This is a genomic window from Kangiella sp. HZ709 (assembly GCF_009674675.1).
Classification (GTDB): domain Bacteria; phylum Pseudomonadota; class Gammaproteobacteria; order Enterobacterales; family Kangiellaceae; genus Kangiella.
In genome coordinates, this window is the sequence record NZ_WKJC01000001.1 from 580,545 (window position 1) to 605,867 (window position 25,323).

General features: G+C 39.9%; 17 protein-coding genes. 5 read left to right on the forward strand and 12 right to left on the reverse strand.

Features of this window, described 5'->3' with window-relative positions:
- Positions 1-25 precede the first annotated feature (25 nt).
- Complete coding sequence (locus GJS41_RS02595) at positions 26-3,085, reverse strand: response regulator (RefSeq protein WP_154245772.1); 3,060 nt, start codon at positions 3,083-3,085, stop codon at positions 26-28.
- A gap of 353 nt (positions 3,086-3,438) precedes the next feature.
- Here GJS41_RS02595 and GJS41_RS11610 point away from each other — a divergent pair, with 353 nt between their 5' ends.
- A complete protein-coding gene (locus GJS41_RS11610) occupies positions 3,439-5,691 on the forward strand; it encodes a PKD domain-containing protein (protein WP_154245773.1) in 2,253 nt (750 codons plus the stop codon).
- A 327-nt stretch (positions 5,692-6,018) separates the two neighbouring features.
- Here GJS41_RS11610 and GJS41_RS02605 read toward each other — a convergent pair whose 3' ends face one another.
- The 8 genes from GJS41_RS02605 to GJS41_RS02635 form a co-directional block, all read right to left on the reverse strand.
- Positions 6,019-6,282 carry a hypothetical protein gene (locus GJS41_RS02605; RefSeq protein ID WP_154245774.1) on the reverse strand — a complete coding sequence of 88 codons (264 nt, stop codon included), beginning with the start codon at positions 6,280-6,282 and terminating at the stop codon, positions 6,019-6,021.
- A gap of 220 nt (positions 6,283-6,502) precedes the next feature.
- Positions 6,503-7,090, reverse strand: a complete 588-nt coding sequence (locus GJS41_RS02610) for a hypothetical protein (RefSeq protein ID WP_154245775.1) — start codon at positions 7,088-7,090, stop codon at positions 6,503-6,505.
- A gap of 286 nt (positions 7,091-7,376) precedes the next feature.
- Positions 7,377-7,808 (reverse strand): hypothetical protein, encoded by a 432-nt coding sequence (locus GJS41_RS02615; protein ID WP_154245776.1) that lies wholly within the window; start codon positions 7,806-7,808, stop codon positions 7,377-7,379.
- A gap of 105 nt (positions 7,809-7,913) precedes the next feature.
- Complete coding sequence (locus GJS41_RS02620; RefSeq protein ID WP_154245777.1) at positions 7,914-8,411, reverse strand: hypothetical protein; 498 nt, start codon at positions 8,409-8,411, stop codon at positions 7,914-7,916.
- A gap of 219 nt (positions 8,412-8,630) precedes the next feature.
- Positions 8,631-9,032, reverse strand: a complete 402-nt coding sequence (locus GJS41_RS02625; protein WP_154245778.1) for a hypothetical protein — start codon at positions 9,030-9,032, stop codon at positions 8,631-8,633.
- Between the two features lie 175 nt (positions 9,033-9,207).
- Complete coding sequence (locus GJS41_RS11540; protein WP_255473395.1) at positions 9,208-9,333, reverse strand: hypothetical protein; 126 nt, start codon at positions 9,331-9,333, stop codon at positions 9,208-9,210.
- Between the two features lie 117 nt (positions 9,334-9,450).
- Complete coding sequence (locus GJS41_RS02630) at positions 9,451-9,966, reverse strand: hypothetical protein (RefSeq protein ID WP_154245779.1); 516 nt, start codon at positions 9,964-9,966, stop codon at positions 9,451-9,453.
- Between the two features lie 4 nt (positions 9,967-9,970).
- Positions 9,971-17,542: a SpvB/TcaC N-terminal domain-containing protein gene (locus GJS41_RS02635; RefSeq protein WP_154245780.1), complete on the reverse strand. Its 7,572-nt coding sequence runs from the start codon at positions 17,540-17,542 to the stop codon at positions 9,971-9,973.
- A 252-nt stretch (positions 17,543-17,794) separates the two neighbouring features.
- Between GJS41_RS02635 and purB the strand changes: the two genes are divergently transcribed.
- The 3 genes from purB (at position 17,795) to GJS41_RS02650 (ending at position 21,663) form a co-directional block, all read left to right on the forward strand.
- The gene (gene purB / locus GJS41_RS02640) at positions 17,795-19,159 is read left to right on the forward strand and encodes an adenylosuccinate lyase (protein WP_154245781.1); all 1,365 of its coding nucleotides are present in this window, start codon (positions 17,795-17,797) and stop codon (positions 19,157-19,159) included.
- 311 nt (positions 19,160-19,470) lie between these two features.
- Positions 19,471-20,307, forward strand: coding sequence for a cupin domain-containing protein (locus tag GJS41_RS02645; RefSeq protein WP_370515670.1), 837 nt, complete (start codon positions 19,471-19,473; stop codon positions 20,305-20,307).
- Positions 20,308-20,313: 6 nt separating this feature from the next.
- Positions 20,314-21,663, forward strand: a complete 1,350-nt coding sequence (locus GJS41_RS02650; RefSeq protein WP_154245783.1) for an MATE family efflux transporter — start codon at positions 20,314-20,316, stop codon at positions 21,661-21,663.
- 10 nt (positions 21,664-21,673) lie between these two features.
- Here the strand turns inward: GJS41_RS02650 and GJS41_RS02655 are convergent, their stop codons facing one another.
- Positions 21,674-22,708 carry a CDP-glycerol glycerophosphotransferase family protein gene (locus tag GJS41_RS02655; protein WP_370515603.1) on the reverse strand — a complete coding sequence of 345 codons (1,035 nt, stop codon included), beginning with the start codon at positions 22,706-22,708 and terminating at the stop codon, positions 21,674-21,676.
- 145 nt (positions 22,709-22,853) lie between these two features.
- Between GJS41_RS02655 and GJS41_RS02660 the strand changes: the two genes are divergently transcribed.
- Positions 22,854-23,537, forward strand: a complete 684-nt coding sequence (locus GJS41_RS02660) for an epoxyqueuosine reductase QueH (protein ID WP_154245784.1) — start codon at positions 22,854-22,856, stop codon at positions 23,535-23,537.
- A gap of 41 nt (positions 23,538-23,578) precedes the next feature.
- Here GJS41_RS02660 and GJS41_RS02665 read toward each other — a convergent pair whose 3' ends face one another.
- Complete coding sequence (locus GJS41_RS02665; RefSeq protein WP_154245785.1) at positions 23,579-24,472, reverse strand: Slp family lipoprotein; 894 nt, start codon at positions 24,470-24,472, stop codon at positions 23,579-23,581.
- 148 nt (positions 24,473-24,620) lie between these two features.
- Positions 24,621-25,322, reverse strand: a complete 702-nt coding sequence (tsaB, locus tag GJS41_RS02670; protein WP_154245786.1) for a tRNA (adenosine(37)-N6)-threonylcarbamoyltransferase complex dimerization subunit type 1 TsaB — start codon at positions 25,320-25,322, stop codon at positions 24,621-24,623.
- Position 25,323 lies beyond the last annotated feature (1 nt).

Sequence of the window (25,323 nt, forward strand, 5' to 3'; positions counted from 1 at the left end):
ATTTATATTGTACCTGGTTTGGTTATTAAATGGCTTCTTGTGTTACTGTTTGCTCTTGTGAATCCGGGATTGCTTTTTTTACTTTAGTGGGCGGATATTTATAATGCTGCCTAAAGGCACGACTAAAGGAAGCTAAACTTTGATAACCAACCGCATACGCGATTTCACTAATGCTACCAGCAGTTTCTATAAGCATTTGATGGGCTACTTCTAAACGGCGTTTTTTTAATAAATTCATTGGTGTACAGTTATAAACTTTTTGCGTATATCGATATAGGGAACTACGAGTCATATTTAAAGCAGAATACATTTGCTCAATATCAAAATCACATTTCCCTAAATTTTCAGTTATCAAGCGTTCAAGTTGTTCACTACGTCTAGTTTGTTGATCAGAAAAGTTTTCGAGGTATTCTTTACTATCGAGAGACTCTTTATATTGATTTAGCAGTAGCGTTGAAATTCTTTCTTTATGCGCAAGATGATTTCTCACACGCGCTAATAACTCATCATTATCAAAAGGTTTAGTTAGGTAATCGTCTGCTCCTATTAACAGGCCATGAACACGTTGTTCATTCTTGGACAAGGCCGTCAATAACATAATAGAAATATGGGCCAGCTTTTCATTCTTTCGTAAGTTTGTCGTTAAATCAAAACCACTCATTTCCGGCATCATCACATCAGCAATTATTAAATCAGGTTGCTTAAGTTCTGCAATGCAAAGAGCTTGCTGACCATTTTCTGCTTCAAGCACATTGTATTCTGGCTGTAATATGCCACAAAGTAAGTTGCGAATTTCTGCATTGTCGTCGACCACTAAAATTAATTTAGTATTCTCAACACTTTCAATATCATCATTTTCATGGCGACCATTGTCTTCTAATGAGTAAACCTGACTATTGATCTCCATGGCACTATTGTCTAAAAAGGCTCTGCTTTTAGCTAACACTTGCTGTGAATAATGATCATGCCCCTTCCTAAAGATTAACTTAACCTGACAACCCTCACCATTGATGCTGGAGATCTCGGCTGCCCCGTGATGCATTTCCATCAACTCTTTAACCATAGATAAGCCAATACCAGTTCCTGGTTTTTGTTTGCTAGCAGATAACTTTCCTTGATAGAACCGCGTGAACACATGCGGTAATTCAGCTGCTTCTATACCAGGCCCATCGTCGATCAAGTCTAAAACAACATGTTCACTGTGCTCAATCAAGCTTAAGCTCAATCTGCAATCATCACCGCAGTACTTACTGGCATTAGAAAGAATATTAGCGATAATTTTTTCTAGATGAGAGGGGTCAAAATACAAATTGAGATCGTCAGAAAAACCCTCTTTTTCAACAAACATATTCTTCTCTGACAACTGATATTGAAAACGATTAAGACAAGAGTCTATAGCCTGCTTAAAGTTAATTTTAGACACCATCATGGGCAACGATTTGCTATCCATTTTCTTAATATCTAAAACTTCATCTAATAATGCCATCATATGTAAATTATTATTTAAAGCTGACTCTAGCGATACAGCTGGCTGTTCTTGATTGTCGGCTAAAAATTGTTTAATTGGACTTATGGATAAGGTTAGAGCCGTTTTAAACTCATGTGATAGGTTATTAAAAAATCTTTGTTTAGCTTCATTAACTTCCGTAATACGCTGGTTAAGTTCCGCTTCTTGGTTGAGCAATTTTTTAAGATTCTTTCTTTTTTGAGCCAAGGCTAACGCAATCAAGGAAAATGCAATAAGCACTAACACTAAAATCCAAATTTTCATTTTCTCCGTTTGTATTCGTTGAGCATCGATGGCCGACTGTTGCGTTAAACGCAAAATTTTCTGAGATTTTTCTTTATCAGCATACTCTTCCTGTAAAGCCACTAAAGATTGCTCACTGGTCTTCTTCATTAACTCTAATAACGCACTTTGATACTTCTTTTGATAACTAAAGGCTTGTTCAAAGTCACCTGCTTTTTGATATGTCAGGGTGTAATCTTCATACACCCAGGTCAACGATTGAATATCTTGAATTTCTTTATAATAATTTTCTGCATCTTTTAGTTTCTCAATGCTTTTATCAAACTCTCCGATTTCTCGATAGGCTATAGCCATGTTGTTTGAAGTTATTGCCATTGAGTACATTAGATTCTGTTCGTCAGCTACTTTTAGAACACGCTCTCCAATAGCAACAGCTTCACGATACTTATTCTCTGTTAACTTATTATTTAGACTGATAATCAATCCCTTTATCATTGTTCTATAAGCACCTATTTCCTTTGAAAGTTGCATCAGCTCTTGTTGCAAGCGATTACTTTCATCCATATAACGTCGATAATCTTCATTTTGAGCAGCAACTTCCGGAGGAAGCTTGTTATAAATTTCAACAGCCCACAAATAGTAAATATTCATCTTGTCAGACAAAACACCGACTTCTAAATATTGATCCTTAATCGTTTTAGAAAAACTCAATAGCTCGTCACTAAGCTCAATCGCTTTACTGTATTTTTTTGTGTAGTAAAAAATTTGTACCAACTCATTCTGAATGGATAATTCTAGATCAAGCATTTTATACTGGCGTGATTTATCAAGAGCTTCGGTCAAATTCCTCATCGCTTCTGCAAAGTTATAATCTCTCACTTGCAATGAACCAACGAGGAACAAATACCAAGCATTAAGCTCCGGCTGCCCTTCACTCGTATATAATTCTTTAAAGGGTGTTAATAATGACATTACCTTTTCAGTTTTTTGTCGAATTATTAAAACATGGCTTTTCAAAATTGCTAACCTAGGCTGAAAACTTTGCTCTTCGGAGTAACGGGTCTCTAATATATCTACCACTTGGTTAGCGTGATTAAACTTCTCGGTTTTTAGGAGTAATTCTGCCAATAGTACATGCGCATCAAAAAACACCTGCTCAGAACTAGTCTCTAAGCTGTAGTCGTGAGTTTTCAAGAGCTGGATGGCCTTTAAAGGATCGTGATTCTGTAATGCTCTAGCTTGCTCTAATAACGAATTGACAGAGTGCGAAGCTTGGGCAAATAAAGCAATCCCCAGTATGCCTATGTACTTTATAATACCTTTGATTAGGTTCATTATACTTTCTGTTTATTCTTTTAATTTTTCATCATTGTTACTAGTGTCCCGCTTATGGTCAACGAAAATATCAGTGACGAACTAATCAAAATGCAAGATTTGTTGTGGCACTTTCAGTCAACACCTAGCACTTTAAGCCTAGTATTTATGCATAATTGCAACTGTTAACACCATTAGCCTCTCAAGAATGCTGAAATTCCTTGTCTACTAACTGAGATTTTGCGACAAACATTTAACCCGCTAATCACGTAGATTAATTGCCGAGTATTCGTATGGCTAAAAAAACATCCATATATAAATCAATAATTAATGAATACCAACACCATAAAACCAATAATGGGAGGCATTAATCAATGCGCAAGAATAAATTTTTACTATTAATAATAGTATTTCAGTTTTGCTTAGCAGGCATAACTATAGCTGGGGAAAAAATCAATCAGTCCGTCGACCTCGGAGGGAGTCGGCAAGGAACCTGGTATATACCGGACAACCCACCCACAGGCTGGATGTTGCTACAACATGGTTTTCAAAGAAATAAAAATAACCTAGACGATCTCGCCACATTTTATATGGATAACGGCTTGATGGTGTTAACTATCAATAGCAGTGTCACGCGAGGAAATCGAAGTCTAGCCCGAAATGTGGCTGACGACTTGATCGACAACCCACTAACACCACCAAATGGAATCCAGTTGCCGGATAACTTAGTAATTGCAGGTCACTCAGCTGGCGGGCTCTTTATGAGTTACTTAGGTGGTCGCCTGATGGAGCGTAATTTCGATGGCTTGAGAGGCGTGATACTGTTCGATCCAGTGGATGCGAACAACGGCATGAACGCTAACTTACAAGCCGTTATTAACAACGGTTTGCCTGTACTATCGATTCTTGCTAACTCCAGTTCATGTAACTCCAGCAATAATGCCTTGCAGCCACTTCGTGCACTTAGTGATTTATATGTTGGTATTAAGTTGACCGATAATTCCAAACATACCGATGTGGAAGGCAGTTCTACCGGCGGCATACTCAGGTTTATATGTGGTGCGCCGGCTCAAAAGAATGTTTCTTATTTAAAAGATTTTTCACTCAATTGGGCAAAAGATATGATGAATGATACCTATTCATCAGATTACTATTTCGGTGGCGCTAAAGTCGAACAGTTGTTGGGAAGCGGAGACGGCGAGTTGATCAAGGAAGTGACGCAGCCAGAACCACCGATAGCAGACTTCTCCTTCTCAACCGACGAACTCGATGTACAATTCAACAATAATAGCATTGATAACGATGGCAGCATTGACTCCTACTTCTGGGAATTTGGAGATGGTCAATCATCAACTCAAGAAAACCCCTCTCACAGTTACGCAGCAGCAGGTAATTACAATGTGATCTTAACGGTTACTGATAATGATGGCCAATCAGATAGTAACAGTAAATTGGTCACTGTAAACGAAGCGGCAGTAATACCGAGCGCAAGTTTTACCTACTCGGCGAATAATCTAAGCGTAAACTTTACGGATACCAGCAGTGCCAGCAATGCATCTATAGCGAGCAGAGAATGGAGCTTTGGTGATGGCAACGGTTCTAGTGAAACCAATCCAGTTCATGTTTATAGCCAAGCAGGAAGCTACAATGTCACTCTTACGGTCACTGATAGTAATGGTCTAACTGACAGTAGCGATCAAGAAATAACAGTAACTGCTGGCGACGGTGGCGGTTCTGGATTAGAAAACGGCGCTGTATTAAACAATTTATCAGCATCGAGAAATGATGAGCTCTATTATCAAATGAACGTTCCTGCAGGTGCTGAAAACCTTCAGTTCAAAATAAATGGTGGTTCTGGCGACGCTGACCTCTACGTTCGCTATGGCTCGACTCCAACGACTAGCCAATATGATTATCGCCCCTACAGAAATGGCAACAATGAAACCGTGACCGTAGCATCACCAGAGAGCGGCGAATGGTTCCTAATGATAAGAGCTTATCAAAGCTTTTCAGGGGTAACATTATCGGCTTCTTATGAACTTGGTGGTAATGAAGTACCAACTGCCGGCTTTAGCTATGCAAAAGGTGGGCTTAGCGTTTCATTTACAGATGATAGTTTTGACGCAGACGGAAGCATTGTTTCTCGACTCTGGAGCTTTGGGGACGGAGCGGAATCCAATGAAGAGAATCCTATCTATGCTTACTCTATCGAAGGCTCTTATACCGTGACATTAATGGTAGAAGATGATCAGGGCGCAACAGCCGTCAGTAGCCAAGTTATCGAAGTCAGCTCTGATGGGGGTGACACCCTAGAGCTTACCAATGGCGACATCATAAGCAACTTATCTGCCGCCACTGGCGAGGAATTAAACTTTGTATTAAGAGATTTGCCAGCCGAGACCGTTGAGTTAATCCTTGCAATCCAAGGTGGAGGTGGTGACGCTGACATATACGTTCGATATGGATCCGCCCCAACTCAATCGCAGTACGATTATCGCCCTTATCGAAACGGTAATAACGAAACTGTTAACATCCCATCAGCTCAGGCTGGGGACTGGTATGTCATGATACGAGCCTACCGCAGTTTCTTTGGGGTAACACTATCAGTATCACACACCGTTAATTAGCAGCACTTAGCCAGAGCAGCGCTCTTCTGTTCTGGTTTTTTTTATTTGAAGAATTGGGTCAGAGTTATTTTATATTAGATGGTTTGCCTACCCCCCATAGGGAGCTTCATATTAACTTCCTATAGGAAATCCTAAGATTTGAACTATCTAAATATACTAACTCTGACCCATTTACTTTTGATATGCGGGCAGGAAACCAGCAACTGATTATCAAAAGCTGAACACCTCGTACTGTAAAATTCTAAAAAGGAGTCTGCGCTAAATTCTCTGAATAACACGCATAAAAAAGCCTCAATTAAGAGGCTTTTCATTTTATTTATCTTGGTGCTAACGTCTCCATTTTACCGCACCTACATTAGGAGCTGATTTTCCAAATCTATTTCGCATTTTTTCAGACCATTCTCGAGTTTCTTTAGCTCTCTCGTGTCGTCCTTCACGGTCAAGTCTATCAGCGCGGCGCTCTTGTTGCATATGCCAACCAGATTGGGCTCCATCACGGACTCTTGGATCTTCTTTTCCTATTTGACGCTCTACAGCTTCAACAGATAATGTTCCGAATACTAAACTTAAGATAATAATGCACTTTGTCATAATAATTACTCCTTTTCCTTGTGAGTTTTTACAATATCAAAACCAACCTTAACAATAGATGAACGCCTGTAAAACATAAGGCACTGGCACCGCCCCAACTTCCGAGCCAAAACACCAAAGCTTCCGAACCCAAACCAGAAAACCCTCCGAAGACTACTGCTAACTCTCCGAATTACATGCAAAGAAAAGCCAGTACCTATTGGCTTTAATTAGGGTTTATTTATTTTTCAACCTTCAAAAAGTCTACGATTGTCGTAGGCTTATTACTTACTAAGTAACTTGAACTTTCAGCAGTACCGTATGCCGAGTACCACTTTCTGTTCTTCCTATCAAAATAAGTCACCATCACAGATGTTTTATCTTGAACAAAACTCTTTATACTCTTATCCACATCTCCGCTAAGCTCAGATATGTTAGAATGAGAAGTTCTTTGAATAATTCCAAAGTATTGCTCTATACCTTCCATTTTCCTATTGCCAGTATAAGTAGATAAATAATCAAGAACATTTAGCATGCTGTTTTCTTTACCTTCAGCATCTAATTGCTCAAAATCGTTTAGAAACGAACTAGAGTTGAAAACTAAATAATCAAAATGAACAATATCAAGTTTTTTATAGTATGTAACAAATCTTCCACACATCTTAGCCTCAAAGGAGTTTGGTGAAGCCGTAGGATATTGTGGACAAATCATTCTACTTTCTAAGCGAAATAAAAAGTCATCCAATTTTTTATTACTATTTTTAGTTTCCTCTGCGACACAGGATGAACTAAAAAATAAAGTAATTAATAATACCAGTACTTTCCTCATATATTTTCTCTATTTAAAGTCAAATTGAAATTGTGCGTTGAGGTAAGACCACTCCTCAACATTAAACTTTTTTTTTATTAATAACACTAACTTCTAGCCTTCTCCACCTATAATTACCTGTGGGCTATACACATCAAACTGACCATCAAACCAGAATAACGATACCAAAAACACCAGAGTGCCCTGACCAGCCTGCTGGTATAAATTGACCATTTATAAGCAAAGAAAAGCCAGCAAAACGCTGGCTAAATCAAATGTAAATAATAACTCTGACCTACTTATTTATTCATTTTCTGAAGCTTTTATCGTAATTATCTAGAGCGGCATCAATTACACTTTGGTCTTTTTCTCTCCAAACTATCCAAACCTCTCCAAACCTTTCTTTGGTTATAAAATCTATGTCACTGCTTTCAAGAAAATCAAGGATAGACTGATGAGGACCAGGTACTTTTAAACCCATTGACCTTCCAACAGGAAGGTCATTTGATAATAACTCTAAAGATAAGTCTCTCACAAACTCTGAGTGCTCTGATGGATAACGTAAGCCGCCATCCTCTTGCACTACATAAGTAATATCATTTTTATCTAATATTTTTTTGAGTTGAGTATTTAGCTCTAAAGTTTCAAACTTTATATATAGACTCTCACTTTTATTAGTCATATCAGAGCATGAAATGAATAAAAAAACCAAAAAAATGCAAATATATTTAAAGTACACATACTCTCCTTATTTTACCCAGGAAGCCCTCCGAAACCTAAAGCCAATCATACGAATCTTAGGCAAAGACAAGCCGTGGCTTATATGTAAAACCTAACATCGTCATCAATTATTAATTAACTCTACTTTTTTTAATAAAGTTACTAAATCAAAATTTTTAATGTCTATATTTGAAAAGGTTATATTAAATTTGTTGTTTCCTTTGATAAAATAGCACTCAGAATTTACTTGGCCTTCATTTATTCCATTTTCATTGAAGCAGTAAACCTCTGTGTCGGAAATTTTATTAACGTATATATTTCGATGATACTTATTTCTTTCGTTAACATAAAATGCAGAAAGTATATCATCCATATCGCTCGTTGCTTTCTTGTTATTGGGTAGATTCAAGGGGCTATACATAACAGTTATATCAGGGCTATCTTTATTAACACTTGTAAGTTCACAAGAATAACTATTGGTCTGGTCTATAAAAATTGGCAAAGACGATTGATAATTTGTACTAAGCGTTAATTCTAAGTCTCCGCATTTCTGGGCCCCAGTATTAACTTGACATGAAGCGCAAAAGCTAATCAAACACAATAATAAATATTTATACATCATTTCAATTGCTCAATTAATAAGTTGTATATAGGCTCTCATTTTTATTAGTCATATCAGAGCATGAAATGAATAAAAAAACCGAAAAAATGCAAATATATTTAAAGTACATATACTCTCCTTATTTTGGCCCAGAAAGCCCTCCGAAGCCTAAAGTCAATCATACGAATCTTAGGCAAAGAAAAGCCAGCTGGTGCCGGCTTATGGATAGTCTGAAATGAACTAATAATTAGCTTTTAAAAAGACATCTCTAAAAACAGTCATAATTATCAATAATGCACTAAAAGCGATAGGAGTTAACGCAAGTCCAAGTACCTGATATGTTTTTTTTGCTTGAGGGCTTAACGCGCTAAATTTTTCCATTATCATGTCATGCTTCTTAGCACCTGATATAAAATTTGATAACAAAGTTTCTATTACAACAATAGCAATAATTGGGATCCATTTGGAATAATAATCGACAGAATATACTTGACACAAATGTAAAACCATCATTATTCCTATGTAGCAAGCAATTCTTAAGGCACTAATATAAACAGATACATTCTGCTTACTAACTCCCCAATTCTTTGCTTCTGAAAAGCTAAAAAAACCTGCATATAAATTTCTAAAAAAACTTATCATAGTTTTACCTTATGTTAGGAATTTGGAACATATCGTTCATCAAACTTTGAGGGTTTCGATGATAATGATCGATTTCTCTTCTAGCATCGTTAATTCCTCTTCGCAATGAGTCAAATCCACCTCGAATTTGTCAAAGTCCTAACTTAAATAGAAACCCTTACAAATACTCGGGTTTTTAACAGCGACCTTCGGAGACTTTTGCGTAAACACCTCGGAGGTTCGACTGGAATGGTGTCGGAAATTTACCGGTGCCATTATTTACTGGCACCGCCTCAACTTCCGAGCCAAAACGCCCAAGCATCCGAGCCCAAACCAGAAAGCCCCCCGAAGCCTGCTGGTAAATATCCGAATCATAGAGAAAGAAAAGCCGTCAATATGACGGCTTAAATGTAAAAACTAACTCTAACTCTAATTTAAACTAAATTACAACACACTTAGTGCCGCTTGAGTGCCTTATCTTAAACTCCCACCCTTTAAATAACTCTTTATTTTCTTTATCAGGACAAAATATATTAAAGCCTAAATCAACACCAACCAAAAGATAGTCTACATTCAGTTTATCTTGCATATCTTTATCCTCTATAGCCTGTAATGTTGCTATCCAAGGTACGGTAGAAATAATACCGCCACTGCCAAAATGTGCAACTTCTATGGTTATTAACTCTTCGGAACTTGGTAAAAAATAACCTTCTATCCTATAAATAAACCACTGTTTAGGATCTATACAAGGTTCATTAGAGCAATTATTAAGCCCTAAATCTAACGAATACCTATTCGTAACTTTTCCTACCATATATTCTTTTTTAAGATTTTCATCAACAGAAAAATGCACGTTATCAATTTCATTATTAAGTTTATAATATGAATCTTTACAACCAACAATGAAAAAAACTAAAGACATTATTGTTACTAATTTTATATCTACTTTAATCATTTAATTATTTCCAATCATAACTTGATTTTAACCATCTGCCAGGCTTTGAGCGCTTGACATCTCGATATCTATACTGACCATTTACACGCCCAACTTCATATAGATTACAACACTTAAACTGGGTTCCTTTTCTATAATAAGTGACGGTCAAGTTCGGAATACCCATAAACTTCGGAACTGTATGATCTGCCGGGCCAGGTTCCACTTCAATACCTTTATAATGAAAATGCATTAATACGCTTGCTTTAGTATTATTTATAAAGCTTCTTACATACGCGCCATTTTGTAAGCCTATAGCTATGCCAGAGACAACAACTTCTCCAGCATCATTCTTCCTTAAAGCTATATGTTTTTCACCTACTAATTGCTTACCTTTATCATCACTAGGGTTTTCAGCTTTAACTGTAATTTTATAAATATTTTTCATAAAATCAATATATTCGGTAGTAGTAACAACATCATCAGTGCTCGAAGCGGCCCCCTCATTTCCACGCTTTCCTGCTTCTTTTGCCGCTCTATTTCCTTTAATACTTGGTAAAACTTGAGCTGTACTCCACAAGCCATTTTTTACAGCTTCTTTGTATTCATCTAGAGTCATTTCTGTTCCTCCAGAAGTATTTGCAGGCGCCTGACCTGATGCAGGTGTTGCTGCTCCTTCTGGAGTATCATTATTAATTTCGTCTATTGATTCCTCAGAAGTTCCAGGTGCAGACACATTAGAGCTGCTTTCAGAGCCATTATCTGCTCCAGCACCAACGCTTCCACCTGAGCTTATTGCCGAAATAACTGCACCGCAATTATTTTGCTTCCCACATTCAATGGTAGTTTTGCCTAAACCTCTTTCCGCCATATATCCAGTTGGATCGGTACCACTAAGTGGATTATTCATAATATACGAATAAGGATTCATAGACTGACTATTACCAGGCTCTTGTATGAAAGGGTCAACCGACAGGAATCGACCTAAATTGTAATCGTACGCTCGTCCATTCATATGAATGAGCTCTGCATCATCTAAATGTTCATGATCGGTGAACCCTCGATCGGTATAAGGCTCGCTGCCCACGGATCCGAATAACGTTGGCGTTGATAAATCACCAAAGTCGCCTTTTCTTGGCTTACCGAAGGCATCATAACTACGATGTTCGGTAACTTGACCGCCGTCGTCGGTCAGCGTTATGACAGAACCTAGACGATCGCGATGGGTAAAACGAATATCCCACTCGGAGCTACTACCGGTGACGGTTTTATTTTGGATTGCTACGTCGCCAATATAATGCTTATAAACTGTTTTGGTGGTGGTTAAGTTAACTTTAGTTTCAACCTTTTCAAACAATTTATCGACATAGTAAGTGGTTTCTGTAACTCCGCCTGGCAAGCCTTCTTTAACCTGCTTATATCGCATCAGATCAGCGCCATAAGAGAAACTCGAAGTTATGCCATTCTTATGGATGGTTAGCGGTTTGTTAAACTCGTTATAAGTTATTGTTCGCCCATCGCCAGATTCCATATTGCCGTTGTTATCATACTGATATACCGCTGTGCCACCAGATTTTTTAGTTATCCAGCGAGCGGCATTAGGACCCGCGTTACCGCCTGCATTTTTATCGACATTCCCATAAGCGTAACTGGTGACGTAATCGCCCTTCTTAGTGAAATTTCCAACCGCATCATAATTATATTGAATCGGATCGGTGATAAGAGTAGAACCATTATTGATGGTACGTTGACTTTGCACTAAACGATGCAGCCCATCATAATCATAGTCTTCTGCATTAGTAACGCCATTCGCGCGAACCGTTTGCATTTCAAGATTGCTAAAGTCATCGTAGGTATAGGTCAACTCATGACGCAGTTCGTCGCCGAAAGTAGTCGCCGTTCGGATACTCATCATTTGGCCAGTAGCGGGATGATACATCGGGTTCGAAGTATTAATCGCGGACTCAGTCAAAAGGCCATTGGTCTTTAACTGATTAGTGATTTTACCGTGAGCATCTAAATCTTTTATCTCTTGGTATACGTAGCCACCGTTAGCATTCTTGATCTTAGTCATGTAACCGAGCTCGTTGTATTCATACTCCAGCGCTAAACCGGTGGTGACGTATCTCATGCCCTTAGGGCGGCCGAAGTTGTTATCTAAGTAATGCAGAATGTCATAATCGGTATAGTTTAAGTCGGTATAAATACGGTGCTTAGTATGATTCGAATACAACTTACCGCCCGCGGTTTTGGTATAGTAATGATACTTAATTAGACGGTCGTTGTTTACGTTAACGTTGTATTCCCAACGCAACATACCTCGATAATTCAGCGCATTGCTGTTATCCCAATACCAGTAGCCTGAGCGAGTACCATTGGTCCAACGCTGGGTCATTCGGCCTAGTTCATCATAGGAATAAGTCAGCTCGGTTAAGTTGGCATCTTTCTCTTTTTCCACTTCACCGAAGGTGTTGTACCAGAAGTACTTCTTACCCATGTTCGGGTCATCAACGTACTCCTTATGACCTAAAGCATTGTATTTAGCATAAATAGCGTTGCCATTCGCATCTTGTAAGCTAATGGGGTTGCCCGCTCCATCATAGGCATAGCGCGTATAGTTATTATGTGCATCCTTAGTCCAGACCAATTGACCCAAGCCGTTGTACTTACGAGCCATTGTCAAGCCGCCCGCATTGATGTTGGTCTCAAAGCCATCGTACGAATAGTTTGTGATTAAATAACTATCACTTGCGCCCGTTAAACTGCCACTCGCTTGAGGCGTTTCTTTCTCAGTTAAGCGCCCCAGAGCATCGTAACCAATATATTTGGTGTATTGCCATCCTTTAGCGCTATCGTTAATCGCTTCATGAGTTTTCTGACCTTTATTATCGAACTTATTTAATGTGTAATACCAATGGTCATCTTCAAAATTACGAGTAATCGAGTAGTGTTCACGATTAAAACTGTCAAAATACTTTAAGTTTCTTGGCGTGCCTTTCTTTACGGTATAGACACGATATTGCTTACCTGGAAAACTAAAACACCAAGCAGTACCGCCATTCACGCCACTACACCAGTTATATGCAGTGTATTGTGTAGGTTCACCGGGAAGCTTGGTGGAATGAACTCGCCCAAAAGCATCGTAGGTCATGGTGGTAACTTGATTGTTTGGATCAGTGACTTTAGTCGCTTGACCATGTATTGGATCAACTTCCGTCGTCGTTACATGTCCTTTTGAGTTAGTGACACTCGATACGAAATAACCGTCAGAGGTATAACTGGTCGTTACGGAACGGTCAGCCATATCCGCGCCCGTATAGTGTTCACCATCACTTATTATAGAGGTAGGTAAACCATAGCTGTTGTAGCTTGTGTTTACGATTGAATCTAAACCATTGGCTGTACCTTGACCTTCTGTTGCTTTAGTCGATATAGTTTTTGGCTTCCAATGATTCAAATCATACACAAAACTCGTTTCAACTGCTTTAGTAAAGTCAGTTCCTGATTGAGTACCGGAGTAATCAGTGCCTAAATTCGAAACCGCATAAGTAGTCACTTTCTGTTTATCCATGCGGCATAACCACCAGTTATTAATATCCGAGCTATAGCTAGACTCTGTTTTTGATTCAGTTCGATTAACTCCATTCGGTTCTTGGTAATAACTTTTGGTAATTTTCGGACAGGCTGTGTTCGCACCATCAAATTGGAAGTATCGGTACTTTTCAGATATCCAATTGGTGTGATTACTGTTGACATCAACACTCATCACGCCACCGTGTGATGATGAGGTCTTAAAGGTATGCTCAACTTCAGTCACTGGTGCTACCCAATAGCGGTTATCTGTCGAGATACCGTCGTAAACTTTGTTCGAAAAACCAGTCAGAGCATTGTAAACCGTTGTTCCCCATAGACCATTTGACCATAGATCCCAAGTGTGGCTGGTTTTCGTGATAGGCTTACTTTGACAGTCCTCGCCACCATTGTTAATTAAACAGGTTCGAGTTTGCTCAAGCTTACCCGACAGTGGGAATTTTTGATGAAAATCCGATACCGATCGAAGGTGTTTATTTACATCAGTATCCGATAAATCATCAACAATAATTTGCTTAAATCCTTGGAAGCCACGGCCTTGGGTATTGTACATGGCGCCACGATAGCGATAACGAGACTCATTAAGTCCGCCAATACCATCAGATTGTTTCATCGAAGCAACTGCATACATGCTGGAGGCGAAATGAAAATATTGGTTATCGTTCTCTTGATAAGAATGAGTCACTTCGTAAAAATTATTGCCTAGATTGTCTTTGTAGGTTCCGGTTGATAAAGGTTTGTAGATCCACTCTATTTTACGTTCTAGTGCATCTTCTGCCGACAGCATCATATCGATTGGCTGATACAGTTCACCAGTTTTTGCCGCACCCTTGTTACGCATAACCCAAACACCTTCTGTGTAGCTTGAGTTTTGAACCGTTGCAGCGTGGCCACTGGTGCCTGTATTCCATTTACAATCAGTACCTTCTGCCCAGCGACAGCCAAACACGGTCACAAAGTCTGTCAGACCATTACCGTAGGAATCAATCGGCGCATATTGGGTTGCAGAAGCCACTAATTGAGTAGGAAGCTTTTCTATAGAGTAATCGCCATTAGCACTTTCGTTAAAATAAATAGCATCAAACTTTCGAACTGAGTCATCGACAACATCAGCATTGATTTCGCTTGGATTTGCAGGCGCTCTAGCACCGCCAACGACTGATTGAACATAATTACGGTACATTGCATCGTCACAGAACCAGTCTGAAGTAGGAGCACCGCTTTCTGTAAAGCCGTTAATCAAAGCGCAGCCTGAAGCAACGACCGTGTCGGCGATAAGTAATTCGTTTTTCCCGTCACCGTCATAATCCATGAACACGGTTTTAGAATTCACTGGATAAAAGTAGGGTTCTACGCCATCATTCATCGGGACTGCGCCACCACGAGTCGGAATAGCAAAGTCTAAATCTTGCCAGGTAGCATCAAACTGGCCGCCACCTTTGTTGAACTTTACGTAAATAGAGTGAGTCGCACTGCCGTTTGCAACCGAGCCGGTAGACAACCAGTCCGTTAAACCGTCGCCATTAATATCCGCAAAAAAATCGGCTTCAATTAACTCGTTTGGGTAAACGGTATAGGCTGGAGCGCTAAATGGCGAGATTTCTGAGGTTGTGTAACCGTTAGCTCCAGAGTGACTTAAAATCACTTTCATTGGTTTTGGCACTCTTGGTATACCGCCGCCTTGGACACTAAAAACAACAAAATCAGCGGTACCATTGCCATCGATATCGCCATAAATTTGTACGTCGGTCATGAATGACTGGTTCACATTACAATATATCGAGGATAGAAGCCCACCACCGCAAAAAGAGTTCAAACCATTACGGATCGAATAGCTGTGAATCAAATGGCTGTTACCGCTAGAAAAAGGCTGCGAGTGATTGCCACTATTCCAATATACTCTTAATTCTGGCGAACCGCCGTTTGTATGGAAAAAAGCGATATCAACTAGCCCATCGCCATTAAAGTCCGAATAGCCCATAGGGTAATCGGCTTTGACATCCTGCTGAGTTTGACCATTCGAATTTACACCTTGGAATGTATGTTGACTCCAGGCGATACCAGTATTGATCCATGTGGAACTGTCTTGGTATTTAATGTGTAACTGATCATTTACTTTTTTAAATTTATCCGTTTTACCGTCTTGGTTAAAATCACCATCCACGCAAGCGATGGCAAAACCATTCTGCGGACGATAGCAATTGGAAAAATAGTTATCATTTGTTCCGGTGACATTGCCTTCTGCATCTGTGTACTTGTTAGGCCAGTCTTTTACTCCGTCGCCATTGAAGTCGCCATGAGGTAATACTTTATCTAGCCAGCGTTTACTGTGATCAGCAAAAGGAACTTTCTCTAAAGCATACTGAGTTTCAGCTTCCAGCCATTCAAACTTAGTTGGCAATAAGCATCGTTTAGCTCCGTTTTGTTCATAGGCGCACTCTTCTACTTCCCTTAATACCGAGCGCTGCGTCGATAAACTCACGTCACCGTAACTTAGAGTGTATTCTCTGATAGTCGTCGACTGATATTGCGTTTTTATTTTTGACAGACGCTGGGTGCGACGAGTTTTTCCTCCGGCCATATAAGAAGTCGAAACATCTGGTCGGTTTGCATACTCCATGCGAATATGACGATCGCCGATGGAGCTTCCATGTCCGGTATAGCTAATAGATTTCAGCAATACCTCGCCATTCTGAAAATTATAATAGTCGTACCAAATATTGTTACCGCTTGGGTCACTCACTTTTCCAATATTCCAGGACGATACTTCATTTCTACCGCCGGCTTTGACTAAATTAGTCGCCCAACCTCCATAAATGGAAACACGACCATCTTTATGTTCAACTTTAAACCAGGGATGAGAAGAATTAATATCACCATTGTTTTGAGTAATTCGGGCAAAACTATCTAATTCCGTATAATAAACGGCGCCGCTTTGGCCATAAGCACTTCCGCCTACTCTAATTAATCGCTGCCCATCCAAACAGAGTTTATCGTCAAGCGAATAGGTAACGGCTTTAGTGTATACGTCTTGGGCATGAGTAGCTGAACAACGATGAATCGAGGAGCCCGCGGATAAAGACCAACCGACTCCTGCAATACCGTTGCCGGAACGAGAAGAATAACTTAGGGACACGGATGGCTGCATCCCTGCTCTGCCCGGAGGAGCTACAATTGGTATCGAATAATTTGCGGCCCCGCCCGACACTCCGCCCGAACCTTCAACTGCACCAACATTAGTATCTCCATAGAGTGGCGAAGTATCGCTAAACCCGGGAGCATCTGGTATTGAGCCTCCAGTATTCTTCCAGCCTATGCCGCCGACACCTGTAGGTAATGTAACCGTGACACTTGAAGAGGTAGTAATAGATCCACAACCTGCCGTGTTACAAGCTCTCACACGATAAGAGTATAAACCATCACCATTACCCACGATCTCTGTAGAGCGGTTAAGTCCTGTTGATACCCAGCCGCCCCAAGTGTTATTTATTGATTCTTGATATTCGTAACGAGTTGGGCTATTCGTAGCTACCCCCCAAGAAACGGTATAAGAGCCATCACTGCTAGAGCTGCCATCACTAATGGAAACCGTGCCAGTACTGCCAGGAGAGGTTACACGACTTACAGTAATATCATTACTAACACGAGCGGCACTACAGCGAACTGTTGCATTGAAATTACAAGCTTGCACTTCGTAACGATAGGTCCCTGAGTCTCTACCCGACATAGAAGCACTGACAACATTCTGCGCGGTCGACGTCCAACCACTCCAACTGCCCTTATTATATTCACGCCAGCGATAATGGGTTTCTCCATCTACTTGAGACCAGCTAAGGCTATAACTACCGGTTGAAGACGTTGCTGGAACCGTTGCTGTTCCTGGGCTAGCTGGCGTTGCCACATTAGTACCGCTACCAAAACCGCCTGGAAAAGAAAGCAGGCCTAAGCTTGTAGACAATAAAACAAAAGTAAATAACAAGGTTGAGAGAGTTCGCAAGAAATTCATTCTATGTCCTTAATAAAGAGAATATGCTTTGGGGTATAACGATAAAGGCGGGATTAGAGCATATTATTTTGTTCATTTCAAAAGAAAACTGGCGATTTTATATACAAATTGAGCCAAGCAAATATAAGCATTCTACTTTGCGCAGAAAAGTAAAAGCGATAGTCTCTGATAACCATTTAAACGTGATCAGCCGTTGATAATAAGGTAAAATCTCGCCTTTATTGTTTTCCTCAACTTTTGGGATTTTTTACCATGCAATTGTCTGCATTAACCGCAATTGGTCCAGTCGATGGCCGTTATGGCTCTAAAGCAGCGGATTTCCGCTCCATTTTCAGTGAATTTGGCTTACTTAAATATCGCGTTACCGTTGAAGTTCGCTGGTTACAGGCTTTGTCTGCGGCAGAAGCTATTAGCGAAGTCCCAGCATTTGATGCAGAAGCTAATGCACTTTTGGACTCTATTGTTGCAAACTTTTCTGAAGATGACGGTATGCGCATTAAAGAAATTGAGCGTACTACTAACCATGACGTTAAAGCGGTCGAGTATTTCTTAAAAGAAAAAGTTGCCGCTAATGCGCAATTACAAGCCGTTAATGAGTTTATCCATTTTGCTTGTACTTCTGAAGACATCAACAATTTGTCTTACGCTTTAATGTTAAGCGAAGGCACCGAAGCATTAGCAGAAATGCAAACTCAAGTTTCCGATGCTATTCGTAATTTAGCCGCTGAATATTCTGAAATTCCTATGATGGCTAGAACTCATGGGCAGCCAGCCTCTCCTTCAACTATGGGAAAGGAAATGGCCAACGTTGTTTATCGTTTAGAGCGTCAACTTCAGCAAATTAACGCGCAAGAAATGTTAGGTAAAATTAATGGTGCTGTTGGTAATTACAACGCGCATTTATCCGCTTATCCAGAGTTTGACTGGCAATCGTTCGCTGAGCAATTCGTCACTTCTTTGGGTTTAACTTGGAATCCTTATACGACCCAAATTGAGCCACACGATTATATGGCAGAACTGTTTAATGCCATCGCACGCTTCAATACGATCCTAATCGATTTTGATCGTGATGTTTGGGGTTATATTGCTTTAGGACATTTTAAGCAAAAAACGATCGCCGGTGAAATTGGTTCTTCAACCATGCCACACAAAGTTAATCCTATAGATTTTGAAAATTCAGAAGGTAATTTAGGAATAGCTAATGCTCTATTAGATCACTTTGCAATGAAACTTCCTATTTCAAGATGGCAACGTGATTTAACAGACTCAACAGTTCAGCGCACATTAGGCGTAGCTTTTGGTCATAGTACTATTGCGTATCAAGCAACGCTCAAAGGCATTTCAAAATTAGAAGTGAATGAGCAGTCTTTACTTGACGAATTAAATTCAAACTGGGAATTGCTAGCCGAGCCGATTCAAACGGTTATGCGCCGTTACGGTATCGAAAACCCTTATGAAAAACTAAAAGAATTAACGCGTGGCAAGCGCGTAACGCAAGCAGATATGGCTATCTTTATTGATAGTTTGGAATTACCTGACTCTGAAAAATCACGTTTAAAACTATTAACACCAGCGTCTTATATTGGCAATGCGGTTTCACAAGCCAAAGCTATATAGGCCATACGATTAATATTTTTAATTCTGCAATTAGCGCCGATGTCTTTTTCGAAGATTATTGGCAAAAAAAGCCCCTCTTAATTCGAGGGGCTTTTGCTAATGAATTTATCGAAAATTTAATCACTCCAGAAGAATTAGCTGGCTTTGCTTTAGAGGATGAAATCGAATCCAGATTAATAACTCAGTTTGAAAATCAATGGGACTTAACTCACGGCCCTTTAGATGAGAGTGTTTTTGCGGCACTGCCGGAAGAAAACTGGACATTATTAGTTCAGTCACTGGATTATTTTCATGAGCCTTTACATCAGCTGATCCAGGCTTGTGATTTTATGCCTCGTTGGCGCTTAGATGATGTAATGGTTTCCTTTGCGTCAGATCAAGGTAGTGTTGGTCCGCACCTAGATCAATACGATGTATTTCTAATTCAAGGTTCTGGCACAAGGCGCTGGCGTGTAGGAGAGAAAAACCAAGCTATCACTAAACACTCACCTCACCCGGAAATCTCGCAAATAAAAGCGTTTGCTACAGATTTGGATATTACCGTAAAAGCTGGGGATTTGCTTTACATACCGCCAAATACGCCGCATTGGGGCGAATCTATCGGCGACTCTATTTGTTATTCCGTAGGTTTTAGAGCTCCTAATTTAGAAGCCTTAACACAACAACTACTCGAAGAATCTAATGAGCAATTAAGTAGTTTATGGAGCGATAAAGACATCCTATCAGCTAGCAACTCTGGTGGAGAAGTTAATGCTCAAATTTCAGATTGGGTCGGTAATGAGATTCATAAACTTACTATCGATAACAAGTTAAATATTGCAGTAGGAAAAGAAGTCACTCAACTCAAATATCCTGAGCTGTTAGCAGAAGTCAGCTTGTGTGAAGCACAAGAGCTGTCAGAGCTAGCTTTTGTAGCATCTTTTAAGCTTAATTCAATAAGCCGACTTGCCTATTTTAAGGAAGAAAATGATTTAATGGTTTTTGCCAATGGTCATTATATTTCCACAAGCGCCGATGTTTTAGAGTTAGTTATTGCTTTAAATAATTACGAGACAATTAGACTTGAAAATTTTAATATTAATCGTGATGTTATACGCAATTTTTTATATGAACTTATCTTAACTACCGCCCTCGAATTTGTAGAATAATCATCAATGAGCAGATACCAAACCCATCAAGTAAAACGCGAAACCCATGCGCTGATTAAAATTGCTATCCCAGCAATTCTCGCACAACTAGCACAAATGGCATTGGGGGTTAGCGACACTATCATGGCAGGTAACTATTCACCCAATGCTCTGGCCGCCGTAGGCACTGGTTTTAGTTTGTTTGTCGTTATTTTTTCTTTGTTTATGGGAATGATGATTGCCATTAATCCAATGGTTGCTCAGCTCAACGGCCAGCAACAGGAAAAACAAATTGGTAAAGTTTTTCAATTAGGTTTTGTCATGGCGGTTATTTTTGGCATCATTAGTTTTATTGCCTTAAATCTTTCACGCTACCTACTGGATATAGTGGGAATCCCTGAAGCCATAGTCTCGACCACCAGCGATTATTTAAGCGCATTAAGCTGGGGCACCATTTCTGCCTATTTATTTTTAGCCCTACGTTCAGGCAACGAAGGTTTATTTTCAACCAAAGCAATAATGGTCTGCTCCTTTTTAGCAATCCCTTTCAATATTGTTTTAAATTATTGGTTTATTTTTGGCGGCTTGGGTGTTGAAGCTATGGGGGCTGTTGGCGCTGGTTATGCCACCAGCATTGTATGGACCATTTTGTTCGTTTCATTAGCGGTTTTTACCTTAGCTCACAAGCCATTTAAAAAATATGACATCCTAAAAAACTTCAGTTGGCCAACGATAAAGCTGACTAAAGAATATTTTCATATTGGCATCCCAATAGCCCTAGGTATGGTCATGGAAATTGCTATGTTTGGTGGCGTAGGGATCTTTATTGCTCGCTACGGCGAACAACTAGCTGGCGCCCATCAAATTGCCATGAATATCGCTGGTGTTGCCTTTATGGTGCCGCTCGGTTTATCGGTTGCCGTAACGGCTCGTGTTGGCTACTGGTTGGGGCAAGAACGCTTTGGTCAAATGCGTTTAGCTGGCTATTGCGGCATTGGGCTAAGCCTTTTGTTTCAGATAGTTACCGTCACTATCATGCTGCTGCTTAGATACCAAATAGTAGGCTTCTATACTAATGATTTAGCGATTATTGAGATAGCAGCAGGACTAATTTTCTTAGCTGCAATTTTCCAATTCTCTGATGGTTTGCAAGTTAATGCCGCAGGCGCATTAAGAGGCATGAAAGACACCGCGATACCTATGGTTTATATGGCGATTTCATACTGGTTAGTTGGCTTTCCTTTGGGCTATTATTTAGCAGAATTTGAAGGCATGAAGGCTCAAGGTTATTGGATTGGCATTATCGCCGGCTTAACCATGGCGGCTATATTATTACTGGGTCGCTTTATCCGAAAAACAAAATCTCTACGAGATTAATGCTCGTTTTTTAAAATTTCCAATAGCCTAAAAGTTTACGCATTTTATAACTACGCAGTAAATTTAAAGGTTTCTTTTTTGTTATTTTGCTATCACTTTTTAAAAGCTCAAGCGTAGCATTTAATATTCGATTGGCAGAAAAACCGTCACTATACGGGTGTAAATCTTTGGCATATTTAGCAATGGACTGCCTGAGCTCATCGGAGGGTTCTAGTGCTAACTTTAATGCAGGCTGCAATTCATTAGGATCCTTAATATCAATTAAATAATCCCCCGGCTGACTATTATTCAATGTTATCGTAGGCTTATTTAACAAAGAAAACTCCCCAACAATCGATGATGTATCAGATATCATAATATCCGCCCATTGCAACAACTCATTAACGCCTTCTTCCTGACACACTTTTAGAGTATTAGATTCTAAGGAAAGATATTTTTCGATAGCATCTTGAGCCATTTTAGGATGAAATTTAACTAAAATTTCATATTCCTCGCTCTGGCTTAGCATTTTTATTTCTGAAAATAATTCGTAAGCAGCAGTAAGAGACGGCGAAAAGGTTGGCGCAAATAATATCTTAGTTTTGTTGGAGTCATTTTTATAATCTAAAGGCTCAGTCGTGAACAAGGGATCGAGTTTAGGCCAACCGGTTTCTTTTACTGAAAAATACCGATGCTTTTCGGCCAGCTGTTTAAATACCCTGGTGGTAGCTGAACCATGAGTACAGTATAAATCGAACCAACCTCTAATTTTAAAATGTCCTTTTTTCTTCCACTCCAAACCATGGAAAATTTGTATCTTTAGACCAGGAATAAAATTTGGAACTTTATTACCGGGAACAAATACTGCGTCTGCATCCAAAGCTACTGCGTCCTCGATTGTCTCCAATATTTGTTCCGATTCTTTAAACAGTTTTTGATCGACCGTCTCCCCTACTGCAAACCAGTAGACCACATGACCAGCATTGATAATTTCACGCTGTAAGGGGCGTAAGATTTCAAAAGAGTAATTTTGAGATATGTAGAATAAAAATTTATAGGTTTTCACAACAATGATGGTTACGCTAAATACTTGAAAAGTATAACATTTAATTACCGCCTTTGGGATAGAGAACTATTTTTATTTTGAAAATTGCGAAATGCTTCATTAAGCTATAAGATCGCTGTGTTTTTAACCAGAAGTATTACGAGCGATGAATCCATACTCAATAGATCATTATCAGCGCCCTACTCTCGAAACACCTAATGGTGAAGAGAAGGTTCTCATGCATTCATGCTGTGCTCCCTGTGCAGCTGAAGTTATGGAAGCCGTTCATCATTCTGGTATTGAGCAAACCGTATTCTTTTATAATCCTAATATTCACCCGATTGAAGAGTACGAGATTCGCAAAGATGAAAATAAGCGGTTCTGCGATAAGTTAGGTATTGAATTTATTGATGCTGATTACGACAAAGATAACTGGTTCGAGCGCGTTAAAGGTCAAGAAAATGAACCTGAGCGAGGTGCGCGTTGCACCACTTGTTTCGATATGCGATTCGAGCGAACCGCCCTCTTTGCTGAAGAAAATGGCTTTAATCTTATTTCTAGCACGCTAGGGATTTCACGCTGGAAAGATATGGATCAAATTAATGGTTGTGGCTTAAGAGCCGCTGCGCCTTATGACGAAGTGGATTATTGGACTTTTAACTGGCGCAAACAAGGCGGTGCTCAACGTATGATTGAAATCTCCAAGCGTGAGCAGTTTTATCAACAAGAATATTGTGGTTGTGTTTATTCGTTGCGCGACACTAATCGCTGGCGCCAAGCTAACGATCGCCCTCGAATTAAGCGTAATATTAAATTCTATGGATTGGATGATCCCAGACAAGACAAATAAAAAAGCCCCAAATGAGGGGCTTTTTATTATTCAATTTTTGCTTATTTAACTTTTTGCATTGGCCTAGGGTTTCTAGGCGGAGTTGGTTTCGGGATCTTAACTTTATGAATCCTTGGTTGAACTCTAGTCGGATTCTTTGGAGCTACAGGACGCCTAATTTGAGCAGGTTTGTTAGGCTCAACATTTTGTCTCTCTCGCTGACGAAGCGTTACCCTTTCTACTTCCTCACGATTCGGCTCTTGATCAGAAAGCGGTTGAATGCGATTGGTGGGGCCAGGCGCTGCATTTAAGTGTGAATGGTCATTACGAGAGCGATAGCTATGCCTAACTGAATGATGGTGGAAAGCACCGTGTATCGGACAATAGTTATAACGAGGGTAACCATAATATGGTGAACGCCAGCGATAACCTACATGTCCAAACCAGTAGGGATCCCAGCTACTAAAGCTAGAAACATACACTCTAGATTCGCGTTCTTTCCAAAGATGGTGGCCACTGGAGTCTACCACTGGAAAATTTACTTGATGTTGGCCAATTTGACCCGGCATAGATTGGTTCAAAACACCAACCACCGTGATTTCTTTACCTTCTTTATAAATGAGTGGATCAAGAAAACCTTGCACTCTAGCTATGAAACGACCGCTGGTATTGGCATCTCCTACAGGACGAGCCCTCGCATCCAAGGGTAAATTAACAATCTCAACTAAAGTATCTTGTTCAAGGTTTTCAACTCGAGCAACAATTCCACCCCAGCGGACCTCACTACCTACGAACGATTCGGGAGACTGAGCAACCCTCACAAAACTAGTATTAGGTTGTTCGAAATTAACCGTTTCAGGGGCTAAAGAACAAGCTGATAACACACCCACGCCTAATATGACGCTTGAGAGTTTAACAAATGGCTTTCTAAAGCATTGATTTAATTTATAAAACAAAGTGTTTACCTCACCTTTAATGCTTGTTCCGATAAGCGATAGTCATTTGATTTCCATATGAATAACACAGTTATATCATAGATGGCTGAATTAAAACTGAATAGGGGTCAAAGATACAGCTAGTATGCAAGCATACTCTACCTTATGTTTAAGGCTTACCCTGCTCTGCTTTTTTCTTAGCGACATTATTGCGCAAGTACACCGGCTGAGCTAATTCAGCAGGTTGCGCATTACCAAGAGCCAATTGAGCTTTAACCCAAGGCAACATAGCAGAAGCTTTAGGAAAGCTGGTTGCAGCTTCTAGCTTAATTTCGTGAGCTAAAGCGCCCTTTAACTCGGATTGATAAGTTTCCCAGCCTGATCCCGTTGCGTAATAAGATGACTTAATAATCGTGTTAATAGTGACATCTTCGGGCTGAATAACCGTCTCATCTCCCAGTAAAACCATTAAGCCATCTTGTGCTTGATATTGCGCCCAATAAACTTCGCCCATACGGGCATCGATTGCTGGTAATACATCCTTTTGTCGATGACTATCATAAGCTAATTGCGCCATAGCTTGTAAGCTTGAACAACCGACAACAGGAATCCCTGCACCAAAGGCCAAGCCTTGAACGATTGAAACGCAAATTCGTAAGCCCGTGAAAGCACCTGGCCCTTGACCATAACCAATACAATCAAGTTCTGCTAACTTCAGGTTAGCTTGCTGTAACACTGAATCCACCATTGGCAACACCAACTCACCATGTTGACGCGGTGCCACTTGATAGTCTTCATATAAACGCCCTTCTACTTCTAAGGCAACGGAACAAGCTTCAGTGGAAGTGTCTATTATTAGTATCTTTTGCATA